This is a genomic window from Pseudonocardia sp., from assembly GCF_025465255.1.
Lineage (GTDB): Bacteria > Actinomycetota > Actinomycetes > Mycobacteriales > Pseudonocardiaceae > Pseudonocardia.
In genome coordinates this window covers 1-19,601 of the sequence record NZ_JAODNI010000024.1, presented here as the reverse complement: position 1 = coordinate 19,601, position 19,601 = coordinate 1, and the positions used below count along the sequence as shown (strand labels likewise).

The window sequence follows — 19,601 nt, the reverse complement described above, 5'->3', positions numbered from 1 at the left end:
CGGGCGTTATGACTGCGGTCACTCCACCCCTCCCGAGGCTGCGACCCCCACGACCCACGAGCCCCCACACCACCGCTCACCTGCGGTTTTGACTGCAACGCGGCCCGATCGGCCTGCCCATCCCGCGTAGCGGGAACGTCGGCGAAGACGCGACGACCCGGAGCAGCGCGCTCGCCACCTCGAACGACGGCGCTCCCCCTTCTCCCTGTCGCGGGGCGACGTGTTGCCCCTGCGCTGCGCCCACCCGTCGGCCGAGCCCACGTGGTGCCTGAAGCGCCCGGAGATGCCGCATCCATGGTCCGTGCCCCGTCCTTCAGCGTTCGTGCCTCGAGACGCCCGGTACCTGTCGACGGGCGCCGGTTCGGCGGCTCCCCCGTCCCGGGTGGCCTGCACCGCCTACCCGAGCGCCCGACACAGCACGACGAGGTCGGTGGTCCACCCCCGCAAAGGTGCACGACGTCCGTGGGGTCCAACAGCGGCATGCGCCTCACCGGCGCCGGCCCGTATGACGACACGACGAGGGCTCGGCGGCTACACCCGCAGCTCGCACATCTCCACCCACCACGCACGGCACAGCCCGACAAGGATCGGCGGCTCACGGCCCCCAGCACGCTCACGATCGACCGGGCGCGCACCGCCCAATCCGAGAGGCCTCGACGGTTCACCCATCTCCCGTGCGCACGTCACTCACCGGCCCGACCCGTGCCGACGGCGAGGACCGCGTCGGCAGCAGCCAGCGCGGCCAGCGCGGCTCAGCCCTCCCACAATGGGCACGGGCACCTCAGTGCGCCCACGGCACAACCGACCGAGCCCGTCGGCCACCTGCCCTCGGCACGCGTACCGGTCGGCCAGACACGCGTCTCGACCCGTCACCTGGTCGGCGAGGTTGCGTGATGCCGGCACTCAGCGCTGCCGGGGCGGTGAGCCACGTCAGGCGACGTCCGCACGCTCGGCCCGGCACATTCGCTCTCCCGGCGTCCGACCGGCGCTCCGGAAAGCCGGCACCGAGCTCACAGACCGATAGAAGATCGTCTTGATCGCAGATTCACGAAGTCGCATCCGAATATCGGAGGAAAACGCACGGCAGACCTCCGTCGGGCAGCGCTTCCGGCGGCGTCTTCGCAGGCCCGGGCCATCGACCACCCGAAGGAGTGAGCACCTCATGCGGATGCCGCTCGTTGAACTCCACGAGCGTCTCTCATCGGGAACGCCGTGAGCGCGGGGGCGAAAAAACTCACGGACCACCGATGGGAGACGCTCCATTTCGTTCTCGGGCGCGGATTCTCGTGCCCCGGCTACGCGATGCGTGCCGACCGAGACCGACCTGGGCCCCACAGGTCCCTCACCACATCGGCGGAGGCCACGAGAGCAGCCGAGGTGCGGATGCCGAGCCTCCGAACAGCGCGAAGTGCGTGTGGTGCCATCCCGAAGAGGCCCGGATCGGCGCCTCCAGCCCCCTGCTTCGGCCTGCGCGACGCGGTGCGCCGACCAATGGCGGACCCCGGACACAGTGCGGCCCGGTCGCTCGGGGACGACCGGGCCGCTGTGTGCCTCCCCCGGTGCACGCCCGCTCCCCAGCGGCGCGCAACTTGTAGGCGAACCATGTCTCGTACGGCGCGGCTATACCGTTACCGGACCGCCCGCGCGTCGTGCCCGGGCGCGCATCGAGCGACGTCCCTGACCGGCCGGATCCGGTCGGCGCCAAGGTGGTCGACGCGCAGAATACCGAGATCGCCCTGCGCCGGTTGGCGGACACCGACGTCGACCTGATGGTCACCGACATCGAGCCGCTCTCGGGCGCCGACGGGCTGGAGCTGACCGCCACCGTCCGCAAGAGGTACCCGGTGCTGCCGGTCGTCGTGCTGAGCGGGCACACGACGTTCGACCACGCTGTCGTCGCCATGCGGGCGGGAGCGTCGGAGTTCCTGCCGAAGCCCGTCGACCCGGAACGGCTCACCACGGCCGCGACGGCGCTCCTCGAGCAGCGACGCAGACGGGTCGCCATCGAGGCCGTGTCGGTCCTCGCAATCTCGGCGCATCCCGACGACGCCGAGATCGGGATGGGCGCCACGCTCGCCTCCGGCCCGCGGTCGTCTACCTGCACTCCGTCGAGGACACGCACCAGGACCATCGCGTCGTGCACCGGGGCCGGGCTCGTCGCGTCCTGAAGGTGCCGATCGTGCTCTGCTACCAGAGTCCCTCCGTGACGGTCGCCTTCCGACCCGGCGGTTCAACGACATCACCGGCTTCGTGGACATCACGCTGGCCGCGCTCGCCTGCCACCGGAGCCGGTCCACGGCCTGGTACATGGAGCCCGAGCTCGTCGAGGCGACGGCGCGGCACCGGGGCCGGTACGGCCGGATCCGGCACGCGGAGCCGCTGGAGGTCGTCCGGGACGTACCGCGTCCCGTCGTCGAGGCCGATCCGAATGCCCGGGCGAACGGGCTGACGGTCAGCCGCTGAACCGCGCGGGCAACGGCGGCGTTCGCGGCCGCCGGTCCGCCTCCTTGTTCTCGTCGAACCACACGAGCCCGGCGATCCCGGACGGCACAGGATGGTGATCCGTAACGTAGGGCCCGTGCGTCGAAGCCCCGGTCCCTTCGCGCACGCACCGTTCCGGTGGCTGGTCGCAGCGCGGATGACGTCGTTGCTTGGTAACGGCATCGCGCCGATCGCCCTCGCCTTCGCGGTCCTCGACCTGACCGGCTCCGCCACGGATCTGGGGCTCGTCCTCGCGTCGCGGTCCGTCGCGACCGTCGTCCTGCTCCTGGTGGGCGGGGTGATCGCGGACCGGCTGCCGCGCCAGCTCGTGCTGGCCGGGTCGTCGGTACTGGCCGCGCTCAGCCAGGCGGCCGTCGCGACGCTGGTCCTGACGGGGACGGCGACGATTCCCCTGCTCGCCGTGCTGAGCGTGGTCAACGGCGCGACCGGGGCGGTGATCTTCCCGGCCTCGTCGGCCCTGACCCCGGACACGGTGCCCGCGCCGCTGCTGCAGCGCGCGAACGTGGTGCTCCGGCTCGGGAACAACGGCGCCATGATCCTCGGGGCCGCGGCCGGCGGGGTGCTGGTCGCGGCGGTCGGGCCCGGCTGGGGCCTGGTCGTGGACGCGGCCGGGTTCCTGCTCGCGGCCGGGTTCGCGTCCCGGGTGCGGGTCGACGCGCGGGACCGCGAGCCGGGCACGAGCGTGCTCACCGATCTGCGGGACGGCTGGCGGGAGTTCTCCCGCCGGCGCTGGGTGTGGATCGTCGTGGCGCAGTTCAGTGTGGTGAACGCGGCCTTCATCGGGGCGACGACGGTGCTCGGCCCGCTCGTCGCGGACCGGTCGTTCGGCCGGACGGCGTGGGGTGTCGTGGTCGCGGCCGAGTCAGTCGGGCTGGTGCTCGGCGGCCTGCTCACGCTGGCCTGGCGGCCGCGACGGATGCTCGCCGTCGGCGTCGCGTGCACCCTGGTGAGCGCGGCGCCCGCCCTCGCGCTGGGTCTGCAGCCGCCGTTCGTCGTGGTCGCGGCGGCCGGGTTGCTGGCGGGGATGGCGATCGAGATCTTCGCGGTGGCCTGGGACATGTCCCTGCAGCAGCACATTCCGTCGGACCGCCTCGCCCGCGTCTACGCCTACGACGCGCTGGGCTCGCTGATCGCGGTGCCCGTCGGTGAGGCGGTGGTGGGTCCGCTCGCGGAGTCCGTCGGGCTGGCGGCGACGCTCGCGGGGTGCGCGATCGCGATCGCCGCCGCGACGCTGGGGGCGCTGGCCAGCCGTTCCGTGCGGGGACTCGTGCGAGTGTCCTAACAGCTCTCCTCGAGCTTCACCGCACCGAAGTCGATCGAGGTCGAAGAGTCGATGTCGCTGCCCGCCGGCACGCTCTGGTCGCAGACCTTCCAGTTCCGGTCGACCACCTGCTCGCGGCCGGCGCCGGTCCGGTCGTGCGAACTCGTGACGGCGATCGCGAAGCTCGTGAGGGACTGGATCGCATTCTGGGCGTCCTGCAGGTTCGCGCCGACGAGATCCGGCATCGCCCATCTCGCCTCCGGCGCGACGGCGGTCTCCGCGGCCCGGGTCGGAGTCGCGCTGCCGGCCGGCGCCGCGGGCGCCGTCGGGGTCCTCGGCGCCTTGTCCAGAGGCATCGACCGGGCGATCTCGCTGAGCGCCCGGGCTTTCCGAGGGTGATCGCGCCGTCGGCGAGCGCGTCGAGGGTGCCGGGGAAGCCGCGGGTGAGCACCCGGGCTTCGCCGAGCAGGGATCCGGCGGCCAACCGACCGCGTAGGTCGCGGTCGACGCCCGCGTCGCAACCCCGCAGTCGATCACGCCCCCGATGAGTGACTCGGACGCCTGCGCGGTCACGGACGTCCGGTTCGACGGCGCGGGCGCCATGCTGTGGGCCGAGGGATCAGAGGGCCGCGCGGACCCGCGACGCGACGTCGTCGAGATCCCTCCGGGAGGACCGCCGTGACCCCGGACTGAGCCGGAACCGGTCGCCCTTGAACCGCGGGATCACGTGCAGGTGGACGTGGAAGACCTCCTGGCCGGCCGCCTCGCCGTCGGCCAGGAACAGGTTGACGCCCTCGCAACGGACCCCGATCGTCCGGACCACCGCGGCGAGGCGCTGCCCGACCGCGAAGACGCGCTGCCCGTCGGGCTCCGACAGGTCTGCGAGGCCCACGCCGTGCACCTTCGGGACGACCAGCAGGTGCCCGGGGTTGACGGGGTTGAGGTCGCAGAACGCCAGCACCTGATCGTCCTCGTGGACGAGGCTCGCAGGAACCTCCCGTCGCACGATCCGGCAGAACACGCATTCCATGACGCTCAGCGTGGCACGGGCTCGGCGTGTAGATCGTCGACGTCGGTCGAGACCGCGATCTCCCGGCGCGGGACGACGGGGCGTTCCCTCTCCGGACCTGCCGGACGGATCCGGAACGGGTGTGACCCGGCGGATCCCGGCGGACAGGGGCACCATGACGAGGATGAGCGCACAGCGGAGGAGGGCCGGCCGGAGCACGCTCGACCTCCTGGGGCCCCGCGGGAACCAGGCCCTGGACGGGCGCACGTGACCGGCTTACCCGTGCTGCGCCAGACCGTCCTGGACTGCACCGACGCGCGCGCCCTCGCCGAGTTCTACCGCAAGCTGCTGGGGCTGCACTACCGGCCGGGTGACGAGCCGCCGACGCCCGGCGAGCCTGATCCGCGGGGCCGGGACTGGCTGGTCCTGCGGAACGCCGAGGGCGGCCCGCAGCTCGCGTTCCAGCAGGTGGCGGAGCTGCCCGCGGTCACCTGGCCGGATGGGCCGCACCCGCAGATGCTCCACCTCGACCTGACCGTCCCGTCCGCTGTGGACCTGGACCGCCAGCACGTCCGGGCGCTCGAGCTGGGCGCGTCGCTGCTGCGGGACCGCGCGGACGACCCCGGGGAACCGCTGCGGGTCTACACGGACCCGGCGGGGCACCCGTTCTGCCTGTTCGTCGCGGAGATCCAGGAGGCCTAGAGCGTGGCGACGGCGCTCATTGCTGCTGGGCGCGGGCCGCCTGCTCCTCGGACGCCTTCACGACCTGGATCTGGTCGCCGATCTGCAGATAGTCGAACCAGGCCTCCGCGTCGACCGGCTCGAGGTGGATGCAGCCGGCCGACGAACGGGCCGGGCTCCCGCTGTGGAAGGCGATCCCGCCGTCCTCGAAGAAGACCGACCACGGCATCGGGGCGGGGTCCCCGTTGGGCAGCCGGGACTCCTGGCTGACGTGGTCCTTCTCCTTGCGGTACACGCGCAGCGAGTGACCGACCGGGGTCTCCTCGCCGTTGCCGCCGGAGGCGATGGCGACCGGGCCGCGGATGACGGTCCCGTCCTGGATCAGCCAGGCCCGCTGCGAATCGAGGTCGACGCACGACTTCGCGGTGATCGAGCACGGTGTGTCCGGCACGAGCGGCTGCGCGCGGGCGGCCTGCGCGGCCGGGCTGTCGGCCCACGCCTCCCCCGCCAGCACCGCGCTGACCAGGAGGAACACGCCTGTCCCCACCGCGGCCGCCGATCTGCCCCTGAGCCGCATCCCCACGCGTCCCGCTCCTCACCGTCACGCGGCGCCGCCGGCGGCCGCGATCGAACTCCTACCTGGAGAACGCCCGTGGGCGGCAGAGGTTGCGGGTCAGGGGTTCGACGGGCGGCGGCGTCGCCGAACGGACTCCCTAGGTCGTAGCTGGCCAGGACCACGTCGTCCTGCTGCTCGGGGGGCGATACCGAGGGTGCCGAGCCACCGCGTCAGCGCGCGGCGTAGCCCCGACCAGCCCCGATGCCAGCTCGATCACGTCGAACCAGTCGCCCCCGACCTTGATCCCCGTCGCCACCGGCAGGTAGCGGGCGACGATGTCCAGGCCCGGTACGTCGGGCACGACCGGGAGCATGCTCCGGGACAGCTCGGTCGCGAAGTTGCGCTCCCGCTCGAACAGGCGGACGTTGTCGAGCGCGATCGCCGCGTAACCGGCGATGCCCTCGGCCAGCGACTGGTGCCGCTGGGTGAACCGCCCCGTCTCCGGGTGCCCGAAGGAGAACCCGCCGAGCACCTCGCCGGTGGTCGGGCTGATGACCGGCACCGCGAGATGGCTGTGGACCGGCAGACGTCCCTCGGGCATCCCGTAGTAGGGCGCGTTCCGACGGCCGCGCCGACCCGTGATCTCGATCATTGAAACGGAGGGCCCGGGATGTTCGATACAGGGAGTACTGGCGTGCTCACTTTTCTCGCCGGTTCGACGATTTTGGCGTTCGAGGAAAGGCAGTTCGTTGGTCATGCGCTCCGGACCGGACCCGCTTCAGCAGGAGCGGAGCCCCGAGAGTCGGCCCGCGGGACGCCCGTCACCGGAGGTGATGGACGCCGTGCAGAAGTCCTGCCTGGCGGTGGCGGAGCGGCCGGTACTGCTGGCCGAGGTGTTCTACGGGCACCTGTTCGAGATGGCGCCGTGGCTCCGGCCGATGTTCGCGGCCGACATGACCGACCAGATGCAGAAGATGACCGACACGCTGCTGGCGGCCGTCGCGCAGCTGTCCACGGCGGACACCGCCGACCTCGAGGTGCTGCTCTACCGGATGGGTGCCGACCACTACGTCCGCCACCAGGTGGAACCCGCGCACTACGTCTACGTCGCCCACGCCCTCACCCGCGCGGTGCGCGACGTCGCCGGCTTGGAGTACAGCAGCTACCTGAGCTCGGCGTGGATCGCCCTGTGCCAGTGGGTGAGCATGCACATGTGCGCCGGCGCCCGGGCCGCCATGGCCGACGCCCCCGTCGAGAGGCTCGCGTCCGCGCTGCCCAGGCCCCGCACGAACCCGGACGAGGCCCGCCGCGGCCGACCGTAGCCGCCGCCCCGTCCGACCGAGATGTCGCGAGCCCCAGGCTCGCCCGCCACACGCCGTTCCGCTCCCGCGGGTACGAGTTCGCGCGCCCGGCCGACCGGCCGCGAGCGAGCGACGACCGTGGGCGGTTGCCCCGTGAACCCGGAGGAGAGCAGTGACAACCCTGGCTGGCGCACCTGTGCACCGGACCGACGAGGCCGTCGTGCCCCGGCAACCGTCGGCCCCCCGGACGCCTCCCGGCCCGCACACCGCGCGGTGCCCCGTGACCGGCGTACAGGGCAGCGGCGGACGGGACGAGCCGGTCGAGTTCGCCGCCGCCGAAGACTTCCTGCGCCAGTTCCACTCCGAGGTCGGCTCGCCCACGCCGTTCGACGAGCGCGCCCACGCGGTGCGCGCCGAGATCGACGAGACGGGCACCTACGAGCACACCCTCGCCGAGCTGACCTTCGGCGCCCGGGTCGCCTGGCGCAACGCGGCCCGCTGCATCGGCCGGCTGTACTGGAACAGCCTGCACATCCGCGACCGCCGCAGCCTGTCCGTCCCCTCCGACGTCGCCGCCGAGAGCATCGCCCACCTGCGGGAGTCCACCCGCGGTGGCCGCATCCGGTCGACCATCACGGTCTTCGCCCCCGACCGACCCGGCCGGCCCGGCCCCCGGATCGTCAACGAGCAGCTCATCCGCTACGCCGGCCACCGACGGCCCGACGGCAGCGTCCTCGGCGATCCCCGCTCCGTCGACCTCACGACCAGAGCCGTCGCGCTGGGCTGGGACCGCCCGAACCCGCCTGGGCCCTTCGACGTCCTCCCGCTCCTCGTCACCGACGGGAACGGGGCCACGTCCCGGTACGACGTGCCGCGGGACGCCGTGCTCGAGGTCCCGATCAGCCACCCCGAGCACCCGTGGTTCGCCGAGCTCGGCCTGCGCTGGCACGCCGTGCCGGCGATCAGCAACATGCCGCTGGAGATCGGCGGGGTGCGTTACCCCGCAGCTCCGTTCAACGGCTACTACGTGGGGACCGAGGTCGGGGCGCGCAACCTCGCCGATGCCGACCGCTACGACATGCTCCCGACCGTCGCGGCCCGCCTCGGCCTCGACACCACGTCGGCCCGGACGATGTGGAAGGACCGGGCCCTGGTCGAGCTGGTCCGGGCCGTCCACCACTCGTTCGACCGGGCCCGCGTCACCATGGCCGACCACCACACGGAGTCCGAGCGCTTCCTCACCCACCTGCACCGGGAGGAGGGGGCGGGCCGGCGCTGCCCCGCCGACTGGAGCTGGATCGTCCCCCCGATGTCCGCCAGCACCACCCCTGTGTTCCACCGCTACTACGACGAGCCGCGGGCGGACACGAGGCCGGCCTACCTCCCGCCGGGCAGCTGACGGGGCTTCCGCCGGCGGAGCCACAGCTGATGTCCGTCGCCCGTGGTGGAGATCTTCTGCCCGCCTGCTGTCGACCCGCGCGCGGCCGCGTACCCCCGACCGGCGGACGCGACCCCGCCCGGATCCCGACGCGATCGCCGCCGTCGAGGACGCCGCCGCGCTGCTGACCTCCCTCGGACATCACGTCGAACCCGCGGCCAGCGGCGTCGACGAGCGCCGGCTGGCCACGGACTTCCTGACCATGTGGTTCGCCGCGATCGCCCCGGTCCCCTTCATGCAGCTGGCCAACATCACCGGCCGCCCGGCCATGTCGGTACCGCTGTACTGGACCGCCGACGGGCTTCCGCTCGGCGTCCAGCTCGTAGGCGCGCCCGGAACCGAGGGCCGCATGCTCGGCCTGGCCACGCAGCTCTAGAGCGCCCGGCCGTGGTTCGACCGCGAGCCCCCGATCTGACGTTCGCACATCGCTCGTCGGCGGCGACCGTCACGCGGGCCGGCGGCGGGGGCGGGTTCGACCGGATCCGGGTGAACTGCGTCCACCCGGGAACTGTCGACTCCCCCTGGATCAGCCGGTTGCTCGACGCCGCCCGCAACCCGGACGACGAGCTGGCCGCGCTGAGGGCCCGGCAAACCGATCGGACGGCTGGTGACCACCGCCGAGGTCGCGCACGCGATCGTCTACCTGGCGGACCCGGCCGCAGGCTCCGTCACCGGCACCGAGGTCGCTGTGGACGGCGGGATGGCGGGACTGCGCTGCGCTCGGTGACGGCCTTCCCGCCGTGGTGATCGAGGCGTCGTCGAGGGGGCGGTTCCTCGGTCACCCCCGCCGGGAACCGGCGGTCCTCCCGGCCGGCATGGGCCTGGAAGGTCAGGTGCGCAGGATCATCTCGTCCTCCAGGGCCGTCGAGACGATCTCCCAGCGATGCGACGGTGCAACGAGTACGTGCACCGCACTTCTGGGGAGGAACGCATGGCTCGCGGACTCGACGGCACCCGGATCGCGATACTCGCCACCGACGGGGTGGAACGGGTGGAGCTCGAACAACCCCGCGGCGCCCTCTACGGTGCCGGCGCGACGAGCGATCTGCTGTCGATCCACCCCGGCGAGATCCAGGCCCGGCAGTTCGACCTGGTCTCGGCGGGAACGTTGTCGGTCGACCGGCAGGTCACCGACGCGTCCGTCGACGAGTACGACGCGTTGCTCCTGCCCGGCGGCACGGTCAACCCCGACACGCTGCGGCGGAACCAGGACGCCGTCAACTTCGTCAAGTCGTTCGTGGCCACCGGGAAGCCGGTCGCGGCCATCTGTCACGGCCCCTGGACGCTGGTCGAGGCCGACGTCGTCCGCGGTCACCGGTTCACGTCGTGGCCGAGCCTGCGGACGGACCTGCGCAACGCCGGGGCGGAGGTCGTCGACGAGGAGGTCGTCGTCGACGGGCAGTTCACCACCAGCCGCTCCCCCGCGGACCTGCCCGCCTTCTGCGCGGCGATCGTCGAACAGTTCGCCGGCGCCGGGGTGTCCCGTTAGCAGGACGTCCGTCGGCGGCCGGACGACGATGCCGGCGGAGTGCGACCCGTGGGCCGCGGCGGCGGAGCGCGTCGCGGCGGACGGCGGGTCCACCGGCGGACCGCTACGAATGCCCGGATGCCGCCGGCTCGTCGTCGTGGTCGCGCACCCGCACGAGGAGCTGTGCGCAGCCGGCGGGCTGCTGCACGAGTTGGTCGCACGCGGCGTGCCGGTGTCGACCCTCGTGGTGACCGACTGCGGCGCCGAGCATCTCGCCGCGGCGTACCGCACGCTGGGGCTGACGCGCGTGCGGCGGCACCGGCTCGGCCTACCGGGCGGGCGCGTCGAGGCTTCGGAGCACGACGTGCTGGCGGCCGTCAGCGAATTGGTGGGCTTCGGTGACCCGGACGGGCTGTGGTGCCTGGCGCCCTGGGAGAGGGACGGCCACCCGGACCACGACGCGGTGGGGAGGGCCGCCGGCATCGCCTGCAGCGCTTATCACCTGCCGCTCCTGCGCTACCCGGTCGCCGCGACGGACCGGATCCGCTCGCTCCGTTTGCCCGATCCCCGGACGCACCACCTGGCCCTGACCGAACCGATCCGCCGACGCAAGAACCGGGCGTTGGCCCGGCTGCGGGGGGCCGGCTCGAGCGCCGACGTCGAGCAGGTCGCCACAACGGAGGTGTTCCTCGGTGACCACGGGGCGGCCGGCTGGGGGTGAGGCCGGGATGGCGACGTGAGCCCGGTCCCTGCGGCGGTGGCAGGGACCGGGCTGCGGCGCTCCGGGCCGCAACTCGCCTAGGGCACTTCCGCCACCGCGGTGTCGATGCGCGCGGCGAGGTCGATGTCCATCTCGGTGACCGCGTCGATCGACTTCGTCCAGGCGACGAACCGGACGCCGCCCTCGACCGGCTCGACCCGGACGTGATGGTCGAGCTCCTGCTCCGCCCGGTCCACGCGCTTACGCAGGGGCTCGATCCGCTCCTGCGGGAGCAGCACCGTGCGGGTGATGCGATGGCAGTCGCCGGACCAGTCCTCGAGCTCCCGCAGCCGGCCGTCCAGCTCGTCGGGCAGGATGCGCCTCGGGTGCCCGGCCACCGCGGCGTCGGGCACCGGCGCCGGCACGAGGAGGGCCGCCAGTCCGGCCGGAAGCTGGTGACGCAGCCGCTCCGCCAGGTCCGGAGCCTCCGCGGTCAGCTCGGCGAGCACCTGCTCCGCGATCTCCCGGCCCCGCTCCGGCGAGTGGCGAGTGCGGCGTGCGACCTCGGCCGAGAGCTGCTGCGGCTCCGGGGACACTCCCGGGTACGCATCGGGCTCGGCGTCCTCCACGACCCGCTCGCCCAGCAGACCCGGCAGTGCCGCCGCGTAGTCCGCCCGTTCGGCGTCCCCGAGCCGCTCGCCCACGGCGGTCAGCACCGCGGCCGTCGCGTCGCGCGCCTCGTCCGTGCCGGACAGACCGGTGCGACGCTTGACTCCGTCGATCAATGTCGTGTAAGTCGTCACGTCCGGCGGGTACCCGCCCGCCACCTGCCGACACGTTCGCGGGGCGCTGCCCGGATCGCACGGACGGTCGCCACGGCTGCCGCTCCCCCACCTTCCGTTCGAGGCGAGCGGCAGCTACCCGGGCAGGTGGTGCTCCACGTCCGCCGGGGCGTCGGGCAAGGCGCGAAGGTCGGCGACGAGACGCTCCCGGTCCCGGTCCGCGGGGAGCATCCCGCCGAGCGGCACCGCGGGACGGAACTGGGCGAGGCGGAAGGGGCGGAAGGGGCGGCGTCCGCCGGCGAGCAGGGCGCCGGCGGCGGCGAGGATCCGCGGGATCCGGCTGCCGGGCGCTCCGGTGGCCAGCGCGGCGGGAGTGACGTGGGCGTCCATGATCCGGTCTCCGATCCGGGATGCGGGGCGTGTTCCCCGACGCCCGTCACGGTGGCCCTGATCACGCCCGCGCACTGTCGAGCCGCCGGACGATCCGCGGGACGACCGCGTCGTCCGTCGATCGGAGGACGGCGGTCGGAGAGACCTAGGGGATGCGCTTCTTGGGCGGCGGCGGCATGTAGGTGACCCGGCTGGGCCGGACACCGAGTCGCACCTGCGCCTCCAACCACAGCAACGCCGCTCCGGTCGGGTCGATCACCGGGACGAAGGTGCCGTCGGCGGCGAGCCGGGCCTGCAGCTCCGCCGCGACATTGATCATCCCGGTGCAGCCGAGCACGATCACCTCGGCCTCGCCGGCGTCGACCGCCGCCCTGGCCTGCTCGTGGAGCCGGTCCAGCAGCGCGTCCGGGTCGTGCAGGGTGAGCACCGGCATGTCCACGACCCGCACCGAGCCGACCCGGTCGGTGAAGCCGTAGCGACGGATCAGACCGCGGATCATCGGCACCACGTTCGGCAGCACTGTCACGATGCCCACCTGCTCGCCCAGGGAGAGGGCGTTGAGCACCGCGGGTTCGAAGCCGCCCACCACCGGGACGTCGACGACCTCACGGGCGGCGTGCACCGCGGGGTCGCCGAAGCAGGTGATGAACACCGCCTCCGCACCGCGTTCGGCCGCCTTCACCACCTCCTCGAGGATGCCGGGGCCGGCGAGCGCCTCGTCGTACTCGCTCTCGATCGAGGCCGGCCCGCGCTGGATCCGGACGACGTCGACGTCGGTGTCGGGGCCGAGCCAGTGCGCGACCTCCTTGCGCACGCCCTCCGTGAAGTCGTCACTGATGAGCGGGCTGACGACGGTGAGTTTCATGGCCGGCCTCCTGATCGCGTCCCGACTCGCGCCGGATCGCGTCGACGGGTGATCCGCAAGACCGTAATGAGAGATCGCTCCCCCTCCCATATGCACATCGCACACCCGTGAGCTACGAGACTGCACTTTGCACAGTGACGGGGAAGTCGGCGCGACCTAGCGTGCTCGCAACTGCCCCTGTAGGAGGTGACGATGAGCGAGAACGCGCATCTCGACGATTACTCCCTCACTCGAGTTCCCGCATCCGCCCGGTACTCGTGGCTCTCGGTCGCGGTCCAACGTTTCGGCCAGGTTTCGTCACTGAGCCAATTCCTGCTCGGCGCGACGCTCGGTTTCGGCATGTCCTTCTGGGGTGCGTTCTGGGCCCTGACCTTCGGCGCCGTCATCCTGGAAGTCGTGTCCATCTTCGTCGGCATCATCGGGATGCGGGAGGGCCTGTCGACCTCGCTCGTCGCCCGCTGGCTGGGGTTCGGCCGCTCCGGTTCGGCGCTGATGGGCCTGTTCATCGGGCTCAGCGCGGTGTGCTGGTTCGGCATCCAGTCGGCGGTGTCGGCCGAGGGGCTGCACGGCGTCCTCGGCGGACCGCCCACGGAGGTCTGGGCGATCCTGTTCGGCCTGATGGTGACCGGGATCGTGGTGTTCGGCTTCTCGTCCATGGCGTGGACGGCGTACCTGACCGTGCCGCCGTTCCTGATCCTCGTCGCCTGGTCGACGATCAACGCGCTGTCCGAGCACCGCCTGACCGATCTCGTGCAGTCGCCGCCGCCCGGCCCGTCGCTGAGCCTGGCGGCCGGCACGACCGTCGTGGCCGGCAGCTTCATCGTCGGCGCCGTGATCACCCCGGACATGACCCGGTTCAACCGCTCCGCCAAGGACGTGGTCAAGCAGACCCTGCTCGGCATGACGCTCGGCGAGTACGTGATCGGCATGGTCGGCGTGCTGCTGGCGCACGGGATGCGGTCGGACAACGTGATCACGATCGTGACCTCGTCGGTCGGGTGGGTCGGCGTGCTGATCATCGTGCTGGCCACGTTGAAGATCAACGACTGGAACCTGTACTCCTCGGGCCTGGCGACGGTCAACTTCATCGGTGTGATCTTCCGGCGCGACGCCAGCCGCGCGGTGGTGACCGTCGTGCTCGGCGTGGCGGGCACCCTGCTCGCGGCGGCGGGCATCCTCGGCTCCTTCGTGGAGTTCCTGACGGTGCTCGGTGTCGCGGTGCCCCCGATCGCCGGGATCATGGTCGCCGAGTACTTCGTGGTGCGGAACTGGCGCGCCGAACTCGACGAGGGCAGGGAGACCGGTGCGCCGCCGTCCTCGGCCCCGAACTGGGTGCCGGCCACGCTGGTGATCTGGGCCCTCGCCTTCGCGGTCGGCCAGTTCGTGGACTGGGGCCTGGGCAGCGTGAACGCGCTCGTCGTGGCGTTCGTGGGCTACGTGGTCGCGGGCAAGCTCGGACTGGTGCGCGGCGTCGGGCGGAGCAGGACCGAGTCGGTGCCCGGTGGGTCCACACCGGAGCCCGGCCCGGGTCTGGCAATCGTGCAAGACGGGAGACAGTGATGTTCATCGGCATCGACGTCGGCGGGACCAACACGGACGCCGTCCTCATGGACGGCACCACGGTCCTCGCCGACGTGAAGGCCTCGACGAGCGACGACGTGACGTCGGGCATCGTCAACGCGCTCGACGGGCTCAAGGCGAAGCATCCGTTCGATCCGGCGGGCGTCAAGGGCGTCATGATCGGCACGACGCACTTCATCAACGCGCTGGTGGAGGCGAAGCGCCTGGCGCCCACCGCCGCGCTGCGGCTGGCCCTGCCCGCCACCGGGTCGCTGCCACCGATGGTCGGCTGGCCCGAGCGGCTCGTCGGGGCGATGTCCGGCCGCAGCTATCTCGCCCGCGGCGGGCACGAGTTCGACGGCCGGCACATCGCCGAGCTGGATGTCGGCGAGCTGCGCCGGCACGCCGCCGACATGGCCGAGCACGGTGTGCGGACGGTCGCGATCTCCTCGGTGTTCTCACCGGTCAACTCGGAGTTCGAGCTGCGGGCCGCGGAGGTGCTGGCCGAGGAGCTCGGCCCGGACGTGGCGATCTCGCTGTCGCACGAGGTCGGCCGGATCGGCCTGCTGGAGCGGGAGAACGCGACCATCGTGAACGCGGCGCTGCGCGAGCTCGCGGCGCAGATCGTGGACGGCCTGGAGGCCTCGATCTCCGGGTTCGGGATCGACGCGCCGCTGTACCTGAGCCAGAACGACGGCACGCTGATGGGCGTCGACTTCGCCCGTCGCTACCCGGTGGCCACGTTCACCTCGGGCCCGACGAACTCGATGCGGGGCGCGGCTGTGCTCTCGGGCTTCGACACCTGCGCGGTCGTGGACGTGGGTGGCACCACCACCGACGTGGGCGTGCTGACGAACGGGTTCCCCCGCGAGGCCACCAGCGACGTGGCCGTCGCCGGGGTCCGCATCAACTTCCGGATGCCGGACGTGCTGAGCATCGGCATCGGGGGCGGCAGCCTCGTGCGCTCGGGTGCCGGCGGGGTGACCGTCGGCCCGGACTCCGTCGGATACCGGCTGACCTCGCTGGCACGGGTGTTCGGCGGGGACGTCCTCACCGCCACCGACGTCGCGGTCGCGGGCGGGCTCGCCGAGATCGGTGACCCGTCCCTGGTCGCGGACCTGGACCGGGCGTCGGTCCGGGAGGCACTGGACCGCATCGCGGCGGACGTCGCCGACGCGGTGGAGCGGATGCGCACCTCGACGGAGTCACTGCCGATCGTCGCGGTCGGCGGCGGGTCCATCCTGCTGCCCGACGAGCTGCCCGGCGGCCTGAAGGTGCACCGGCCGGAGCGCTTCGCGGTCGCCAACGCCATCGGCGCCGCGATCGCCCAGGTCGGAGGCGAGGTGGACCGCGTCTACGCGATCGAGCCGGGTCGTCGTGACGCCGTCGTCGAGGAGGCGCGCCAGGAGGCCGTCGACCGGGCCATCGCGGCCGGCGCGCACCCCGACACCACGAAGATCGTGGATCTCGACGAGGTCCCGATCCCCTATCTGCCCGGCAACGCCACCCGGATCCGCTGCAAGGCGGTCGGCGATCTGCGAACGGAAGCGTGAGCATGCAACGAGTCGTCCCCGAAGACCTGGTCGCCCTCGCTCGCGGCGCCGCGATGCTCGGCACCGGCGGTGGCGGTGATCCCTACATCGGCCGGCTGCTGGCCGAGCAGGCGATGCGGGCGCACGGCCCGGTGGAGATCGTCGGGCTCGACGAGGTTCCCGACGACGCCGTCGTGCTGCCCGTGGCGATGATGGGCGCGCCGACCGTGATGGTGGAGAAGATCCCGTCCACCCAGCAGCTGACCGTCGCGGTGCAGGCGCTGTCCCGGTACCTGGGCACCACCCCGACACACGTCGCGTGCATGGAGGCCGGTGGCGTCAACTCGACGCTGCCGTTCGTCGCGGCTGCGGAGCTGGGCCTGCCCCTCGTCGACGGCGACGCGATGGGCCGGGCCTTCCCGGAGCTGCAGATGGTGCTGCCCACGCTGAACGGCGTCGAGGCCACGCCGATGTCCATCGTGGACGAGAAGGGCAACCAGGGCGTCCTGGACACCGTGGACAACCGCTGGGCGGAGCGGCTCGCGCGGTCGGCCACGATCGACATGGGATGCTCGGCGATCATCTCGCTCTACGCGATGTCCGGTGCGATGACGCGCAGGAGCTTCGTGCCGGGCACCCTGTCCCTGTGCATTCAGATCGGCCGCGCCATCGAACGGGCACGGGCGGAGCACCAGGACCCGGTGCGGGCGGCGGCCGACCGGATCGGTGGCCGGGTCCTCCACACCGGCAAGGTCGTCGACGTCTCACGTCGGACGCAGACCGGGTTCGCCAGGGGCGAGGCGTCCATCGACGGGGTGGACGCCGACCTGGGAAGGCGATGTGTGCTGCGCTTCCAGAACGAGCACCTCATCGCCGAGCTCGACGGCGTCGTGGGCGTCACGACGCCGGACCTGATCATGGTGCTGGAGACCGACACCGGCGAACCGGTGACGACGGAGGGCCTGCGCTACGGGCATCGGGTGAGCGTGGTCGTGGCGCCGTGCGACGAGCGCTGGCACACCCCGGCGGGGATCGAGCTGGTCGGACCGCGCTACTTCGGGTACGACGTGGACCCGGTGCGCTACGACCGGATCCCGGCCTAGCACCCTCCTGGGGTCTGTCCTGGCAGGATCCGGGCATGCCGACTGTGCGTTCCCGGGACATCGACGCGCTGGTCGTCGGGGTGTCGCTGCTCGGCTCCGGTGGCGGGGGTGACGCCTGGGCCTGCGGGCAGGTGCTGCGCAGGCGGCTCGGCGACGGCGAGATCACGCTGCACCCCCTCGCCGAGCTCGGGGACACCCCGACCATGCCCGTCGGCGTGGCCGGAGCCACCAGCGTGTTCGCCGAGAAACTGCCCAGTGGCAACGAGTTCGCTCGGGTCAGCACCGCCATGGCGCGGTGGACCGGCCGGCAGCCCGGCGCGGTCATGGCGCTCGAAGCCGGTGGCCTGAACGGGGTCGCGGCCCTGGTCGCCGCGCTGGACCTGGGGCTCCCGTTCGCCGATGCGGACCTGATGGGCCGTGCACTGCCCCGGCTCGATCAGTTCACCTGGGCCGCGCTCGGGCAGTCGATCATGCCCTGCGTGATGTGCGAACCGAGCGGGCAGACCGTCGTGGTCGACGGCACCGACCCCGCGGGGCTGGAGCGGACCGTGCGGGCGTTCGTGTCGCAGGCCGGTGGGTGGGCGGCGATGGCGCTGCCGCCGCGGCCCGCCCGCGACGGCGAGGACAACGCCTGCACGGGCAGCCTGAGCAGGGCGTTGCGGCTCGGGCAGGCCCACGCGTCGCTGCGGCGGCCGCCCTCGTCGGCGGAGGTGGCACACACGCTCGGAGGCCGGACGCTCGGCGACGGCCGGGTCCTCGAGATCGACCGGCACGGTCCGGCGTCGACCTTCGGCCGGGGCAGCGTCACGGTCATCGGGCAGAGCGGCGAGGTGCTGCGCCTGGAGACCGAGAACGAGTACCTCCTGGCGATGATCGACGGCGAGGTCGTGGCCACCACCCCGGACCTGCTGTGTGTGCTGGACCGCCAGACCGCGCGACCGCTGTCGGTCGAACGGCTGCGGGTCGGGGACGAGGTGTTCGTGGTCGTGCTCCCCGGGCCCTCGTGGTGGCGCCGCGAGGATCGGCTGGCCGCGGTCGGGCCCGCCGCGTTCGGGCTGGACTGCCCGCCCGTGTTGCTGGAGCCGGCGTGACCGTGCGCGGTGTCCCGCTCGCGGCGATGCTCGACCATCCGGAGTGGACGGGCACCGTCTCTCTCCTGGCGGTCGGCGCGGCGAACGAACACCCGGTGACCGGCATCGCGGTCGTGCCGGACCTGACCGGCCGGCCCACCGGCCTCGACGGGCGGCTGCTCGCGGTCGTGCTGTCCGCCGGCCGAACCGACTGGCGGCTGGACACCCTGCTGCATCGGGCCGAGGCCGCGGGCGCCGGCGCGGTGCTGCTGCCGGGGGTCGAGCCGTTGTTGCAGGGCAGCGTGGCCCTGGCGCAGCGGCTGGACCTGCCGGTGCTGGGCAGCGCGTCGCCGCTGGACGCTGCGTTGTCGCTGCGTTCGTTCATCGCGGAGGGAGACAGCCTCAAAGCGGACCTCGTGTTGCGCACCGCCGAGGTCTGCCGCCGCGCGGGGCCGCTCGTCGACGACCTGTTGGGCGCGCTGCGTGCCCTGTTCCGCCGCCCGACCGCGCTGCTGGACGCGAGCGGCGGCGTCGTCGCCGGCGACGAGGTGGCCGCGTCCGCCGAGCTGGTCACCGAGCGGGTGACGACGGAGCAGGGCTCCCCGATCCGGCTGGCGGTGCTGCTGCCCCACCGGCTGCCCGCCGAAGCCGAGGCGCTGGCCGGTGCGCTGCTCGTCGCCACCGCCGGGGTGGCGCAGCGGCTCGCCGCGCGGCGCCTCTCGGTCGAGCGCGATGCGCGTGCCCGCGCCTCGCTGCTCGGGGAGCTCCTGCACCCGGCGGGCGAGCTGTCCACGGGGACCCGACGGCGTTCGCTGGACGCAGGATGGCGGCTCGACGGCTGGCACATCGGTATCCGCCTCGACGCCGGCAGCGATGTCGACACGGCGGCGCTGCGCGCCGAGGTCGTCGCCGCGCTGGCGGAACAGGGGCTCTCCCCGGCGGTCGTGGAGCACGGCGAGGGGTGGTCCGCCTGGACCACCTCGGCCGAGGAGCCTGCGCCCGCGGACGTGGAAGCGCATGCCGCCGCGGTGCGCCGGGCGCAGCGCGAACTGTCGGCGACCGTCCGCCTCGCCGTCGGCGTGGGCCGGGCGCACGACGGCCCGTCCGGCATCGCTCGCACCCTCGGTGAGGCGACCGACGCCGCACGCCTCGCCGTGACCCGCAGCGCCAGCGGGTACTTCGTGCACATCGACCGGCTGGGACTGGCCCAACTGCTGCTCGCCTGGACCCGCACCGACACGTTCCAGCCCGCCGCGCGCTCACTGCTGGTGCCCCTGGACGGGCAGCCGGGTGACCTCCTGCGGACCCTGTCGGCCTACCTCGACGCCGAGTCGTCGCTGGCGGAGACGGCCGCGGTCCTGGGCGTGCACCGCAACACGGTCG

At 72.8% G+C, this 19,601-nt stretch carries 21 protein-coding genes and 1 pseudogene; 15 read left to right on the top strand and 7 right to left on the bottom strand.

Going from position 1 to position 19,601, the window contains the following annotated elements; translation table 11 throughout:
• The first annotated feature begins 1,649 nt into the window (after positions 1 to 1,649).
• The 3 genes from JWP64_RS02240 (at position 1,650) to JWP64_RS02230 (ending at position 3,784) form a co-directional block, all read left to right on the top strand.
• The gene (locus tag JWP64_RS02240) at positions 1,650 to 2,168 is read left to right on the top strand and encodes a response regulator (RefSeq protein ID WP_297491696.1); all 519 of its coding nucleotides are present in this window, start codon (positions 1,650 to 1,652) and stop codon (positions 2,166 to 2,168) included.
• Between the two features lie 82 nt (positions 2,169 to 2,250).
• Complete coding sequence (locus tag JWP64_RS02235) at positions 2,251 to 2,463, top strand: hypothetical protein (protein ID WP_297491694.1); 213 nt, start codon at positions 2,251 to 2,253, stop codon at positions 2,461 to 2,463.
• Positions 2,464 to 2,578: 115 nt separating this feature from the next.
• Positions 2,579 to 3,784 carry an MFS transporter gene (locus JWP64_RS02230; RefSeq protein WP_297491692.1) on the top strand — a complete coding sequence of 402 codons (1,206 nt, stop codon included), beginning with the start codon at positions 2,579 to 2,581 and terminating at the stop codon, positions 3,782 to 3,784.
• On the opposite strand, the gene JWP64_RS02225 is transcribed toward JWP64_RS02230, so the two are convergent.
• Together JWP64_RS02225 and JWP64_RS02220 are read right to left on the bottom strand one after the other, a co-directional pair.
• Entirely contained in the window at positions 3,781 to 4,119 is a 339-nt protein-coding gene (locus JWP64_RS02225) for a PASTA domain-containing protein (RefSeq protein ID WP_297491690.1), read from the bottom strand. The two genes, JWP64_RS02230 and JWP64_RS02225, sit on opposite strands and share 4 nt — an antisense overlap.
• A gap of 263 nt (positions 4,120 to 4,382) precedes the next feature.
• Positions 4,383 to 4,793: an HIT family protein gene (locus JWP64_RS02220; protein WP_297491688.1), complete on the bottom strand. Its 411-nt coding sequence runs from the start codon at positions 4,791 to 4,793 to the stop codon at positions 4,383 to 4,385.
• 246 nt (positions 4,794 to 5,039) lie between these two features.
• Between JWP64_RS02220 and JWP64_RS02215 the strand changes: the two genes are divergently transcribed.
• Positions 5,040 to 5,474 (top strand): VOC family protein, encoded by a 435-nt coding sequence (locus JWP64_RS02215; protein ID WP_297491686.1) that lies wholly within the window; start codon positions 5,040 to 5,042, stop codon positions 5,472 to 5,474.
• Positions 5,475 to 5,490: 16 nt separating this feature from the next.
• Here JWP64_RS02215 and JWP64_RS02210 read toward each other — a convergent pair whose 3' ends face one another.
• Together JWP64_RS02210 and JWP64_RS02205 are read right to left on the bottom strand one after the other, a co-directional pair.
• On the bottom strand, positions 5,491 to 5,988 hold the full coding sequence (locus JWP64_RS02210) for a L,D-transpeptidase (protein WP_297491684.1): 498 nt from the start codon (positions 5,986 to 5,988) through the stop codon (positions 5,491 to 5,493).
• 178 nt (positions 5,989 to 6,166) lie between these two features.
• Positions 6,167 to 6,661, bottom strand: a complete 495-nt coding sequence (locus JWP64_RS02205) for a GAF domain-containing protein (protein ID WP_297491682.1) — start codon at positions 6,659 to 6,661, stop codon at positions 6,167 to 6,169.
• Between the two features lie 181 nt (positions 6,662 to 6,842).
• Here JWP64_RS02205 and JWP64_RS02200 point away from each other — a divergent pair, with 181 nt between their 5' ends.
• From JWP64_RS02200 to JWP64_RS02175, 6 genes and pseudogenes are all read left to right on the top strand, one after another.
• Positions 6,843 to 7,331 (top strand): globin domain-containing protein, encoded by a 489-nt coding sequence (locus JWP64_RS02200; RefSeq protein WP_297491680.1) that lies wholly within the window; start codon positions 6,843 to 6,845, stop codon positions 7,329 to 7,331.
• A gap of 259 nt (positions 7,332 to 7,590) precedes the next feature.
• Positions 7,591 to 8,709, top strand: coding sequence for a nitric oxide synthase oxygenase (locus JWP64_RS02195; RefSeq protein ID WP_297491678.1), 1,119 nt, complete (start codon positions 7,591 to 7,593; stop codon positions 8,707 to 8,709).
• Positions 8,710 to 8,950: 241 nt separating this feature from the next.
• A complete protein-coding gene (locus JWP64_RS02190) occupies positions 8,951 to 9,124 on the top strand; it encodes an amidase family protein (RefSeq protein WP_297491677.1) in 174 nt (57 codons plus the stop codon).
• A 98-nt stretch (positions 9,125 to 9,222) separates the two neighbouring features.
• Positions 9,223 to 9,475, top strand: a pseudogene (locus tag JWP64_RS02185) (SDR family oxidoreductase); the annotation flags it as partial.
• A gap of 204 nt (positions 9,476 to 9,679) precedes the next feature.
• The gene (locus JWP64_RS02180; RefSeq protein WP_297491675.1) at positions 9,680 to 10,237 is read left to right on the top strand and encodes a type 1 glutamine amidotransferase domain-containing protein; all 558 of its coding nucleotides are present in this window, start codon (positions 9,680 to 9,682) and stop codon (positions 10,235 to 10,237) included.
• 28 nt (positions 10,238 to 10,265) lie between these two features.
• On the top strand, positions 10,266 to 10,937 hold the full coding sequence (locus JWP64_RS02175) for a PIG-L family deacetylase (RefSeq protein WP_297491673.1): 672 nt from the start codon (positions 10,266 to 10,268) through the stop codon (positions 10,935 to 10,937).
• Between the two features lie 77 nt (positions 10,938 to 11,014).
• On the opposite strand, the gene JWP64_RS02170 is transcribed toward JWP64_RS02175, so the two are convergent.
• The 3 genes from JWP64_RS02170 to JWP64_RS02160 all read right to left on the bottom strand — a co-directional run bounded on the left by JWP64_RS02170 (position 11,015) and on the right by JWP64_RS02160 (position 12,953).
• Complete coding sequence (locus JWP64_RS02170; protein WP_297491671.1) at positions 11,015 to 11,719, bottom strand: DUF2267 domain-containing protein; 705 nt, start codon at positions 11,717 to 11,719, stop codon at positions 11,015 to 11,017.
• A gap of 114 nt (positions 11,720 to 11,833) precedes the next feature.
• On the bottom strand, positions 11,834 to 12,088 hold the full coding sequence (locus JWP64_RS02165; protein ID WP_297491669.1) for a hypothetical protein: 255 nt from the start codon (positions 12,086 to 12,088) through the stop codon (positions 11,834 to 11,836).
• A 145-nt stretch (positions 12,089 to 12,233) separates the two neighbouring features.
• Positions 12,234 to 12,953, bottom strand: coding sequence for an aspartate/glutamate racemase family protein (locus JWP64_RS02160; RefSeq protein WP_297491652.1), 720 nt, complete (start codon positions 12,951 to 12,953; stop codon positions 12,234 to 12,236).
• Between the two features lie 192 nt (positions 12,954 to 13,145).
• Here JWP64_RS02160 and JWP64_RS02155 point away from each other — a divergent pair, with 192 nt between their 5' ends.
• From JWP64_RS02155 to JWP64_RS02135, 5 genes are all read left to right on the top strand, one after another.
• Complete coding sequence (locus tag JWP64_RS02155) at positions 13,146 to 14,513, top strand: cytosine permease (RefSeq protein WP_297491650.1); 1,368 nt, start codon at positions 13,146 to 13,148, stop codon at positions 14,511 to 14,513.
• The gene (locus JWP64_RS02150; protein WP_297491649.1) at positions 14,513 to 16,066 is read left to right on the top strand and encodes a hydantoinase/oxoprolinase family protein; all 1,554 of its coding nucleotides are present in this window, start codon (positions 14,513 to 14,515) and stop codon (positions 16,064 to 16,066) included. The genes JWP64_RS02155 and JWP64_RS02150 overlap by 1 nt, the downstream gene beginning before the upstream one ends.
• 2 nt (positions 16,067 to 16,068) lie before the next feature.
• Entirely contained in the window at positions 16,069 to 17,148 is a 1,080-nt protein-coding gene (locus tag JWP64_RS02145) for a DUF917 domain-containing protein (RefSeq protein ID WP_297491698.1), read from the top strand.
• 35 nt (positions 17,149 to 17,183) lie between these two features.
• Positions 17,184 to 18,239, top strand: coding sequence for a DUF917 domain-containing protein (locus tag JWP64_RS02140; RefSeq protein ID WP_297491646.1), 1,056 nt, complete (start codon positions 17,184 to 17,186; stop codon positions 18,237 to 18,239).
• On the top strand, positions 18,236 to 19,601 hold a 1,366-nt coding region (locus tag JWP64_RS02135; protein ID WP_297491645.1), incomplete at its 3' end, for a helix-turn-helix domain-containing protein. The genes JWP64_RS02140 and JWP64_RS02135, both read left to right, overlap by 4 nt.

Coding starts and splice junctions, on each gene's coding strand:
- JWP64_RS02225 (WP_297491690.1), bottom strand. CDS start 4,119: ATGCCTCTGGACAAGGCGCCGAGGACCCCGACGGCGCCCGCGGCGCCG.
- JWP64_RS02220 (WP_297491688.1), bottom strand. CDS start 4,793: ATGGAATGCGTGTTCTGCCGGATCGTGCGACGGGAGGTTCCTGCGAGC.
- JWP64_RS02205 (WP_297491682.1), bottom strand. CDS start 6,661: ATGATCGAGATCACGGGTCGGCGCGGCCGTCGGAACGCGCCCTACTAC.
- JWP64_RS02200 (WP_297491680.1), top strand. CDS start 6,843: ATGGACGCCGTGCAGAAGTCCTGCCTGGCGGTGGCGGAGCGGCCGGTA.
- JWP64_RS02190 (WP_297491677.1), top strand. CDS start 8,951: ATGTGGTTCGCCGCGATCGCCCCGGTCCCCTTCATGCAGCTGGCCAAC.
- JWP64_RS02180 (WP_297491675.1), top strand. CDS start 9,680: ATGGCTCGCGGACTCGACGGCACCCGGATCGCGATACTCGCCACCGAC.
- JWP64_RS02175 (WP_297491673.1), top strand. CDS start 10,266: ATGCCGGCGGAGTGCGACCCGTGGGCCGCGGCGGCGGAGCGCGTCGCG.
- JWP64_RS02165 (WP_297491669.1), bottom strand. CDS start 12,088: ATGGACGCCCACGTCACTCCCGCCGCGCTGGCCACCGGAGCGCCCGGC.
- JWP64_RS02160 (WP_297491652.1), bottom strand. CDS start 12,953: ATGAAACTCACCGTCGTCAGCCCGCTCATCAGTGACGACTTCACGGAG.
- JWP64_RS02155 (WP_297491650.1), top strand. CDS start 13,146: ATGAGCGAGAACGCGCATCTCGACGATTACTCCCTCACTCGAGTTCCC.
- JWP64_RS02150 (WP_297491649.1), top strand. CDS start 14,513: ATGTTCATCGGCATCGACGTCGGCGGGACCAACACGGACGCCGTCCTC.
- JWP64_RS02145 (WP_297491698.1), top strand. CDS start 16,069: ATGCAACGAGTCGTCCCCGAAGACCTGGTCGCCCTCGCTCGCGGCGCC.
- JWP64_RS02140 (WP_297491646.1), top strand. CDS start 17,184: ATGCCGACTGTGCGTTCCCGGGACATCGACGCGCTGGTCGTCGGGGTG.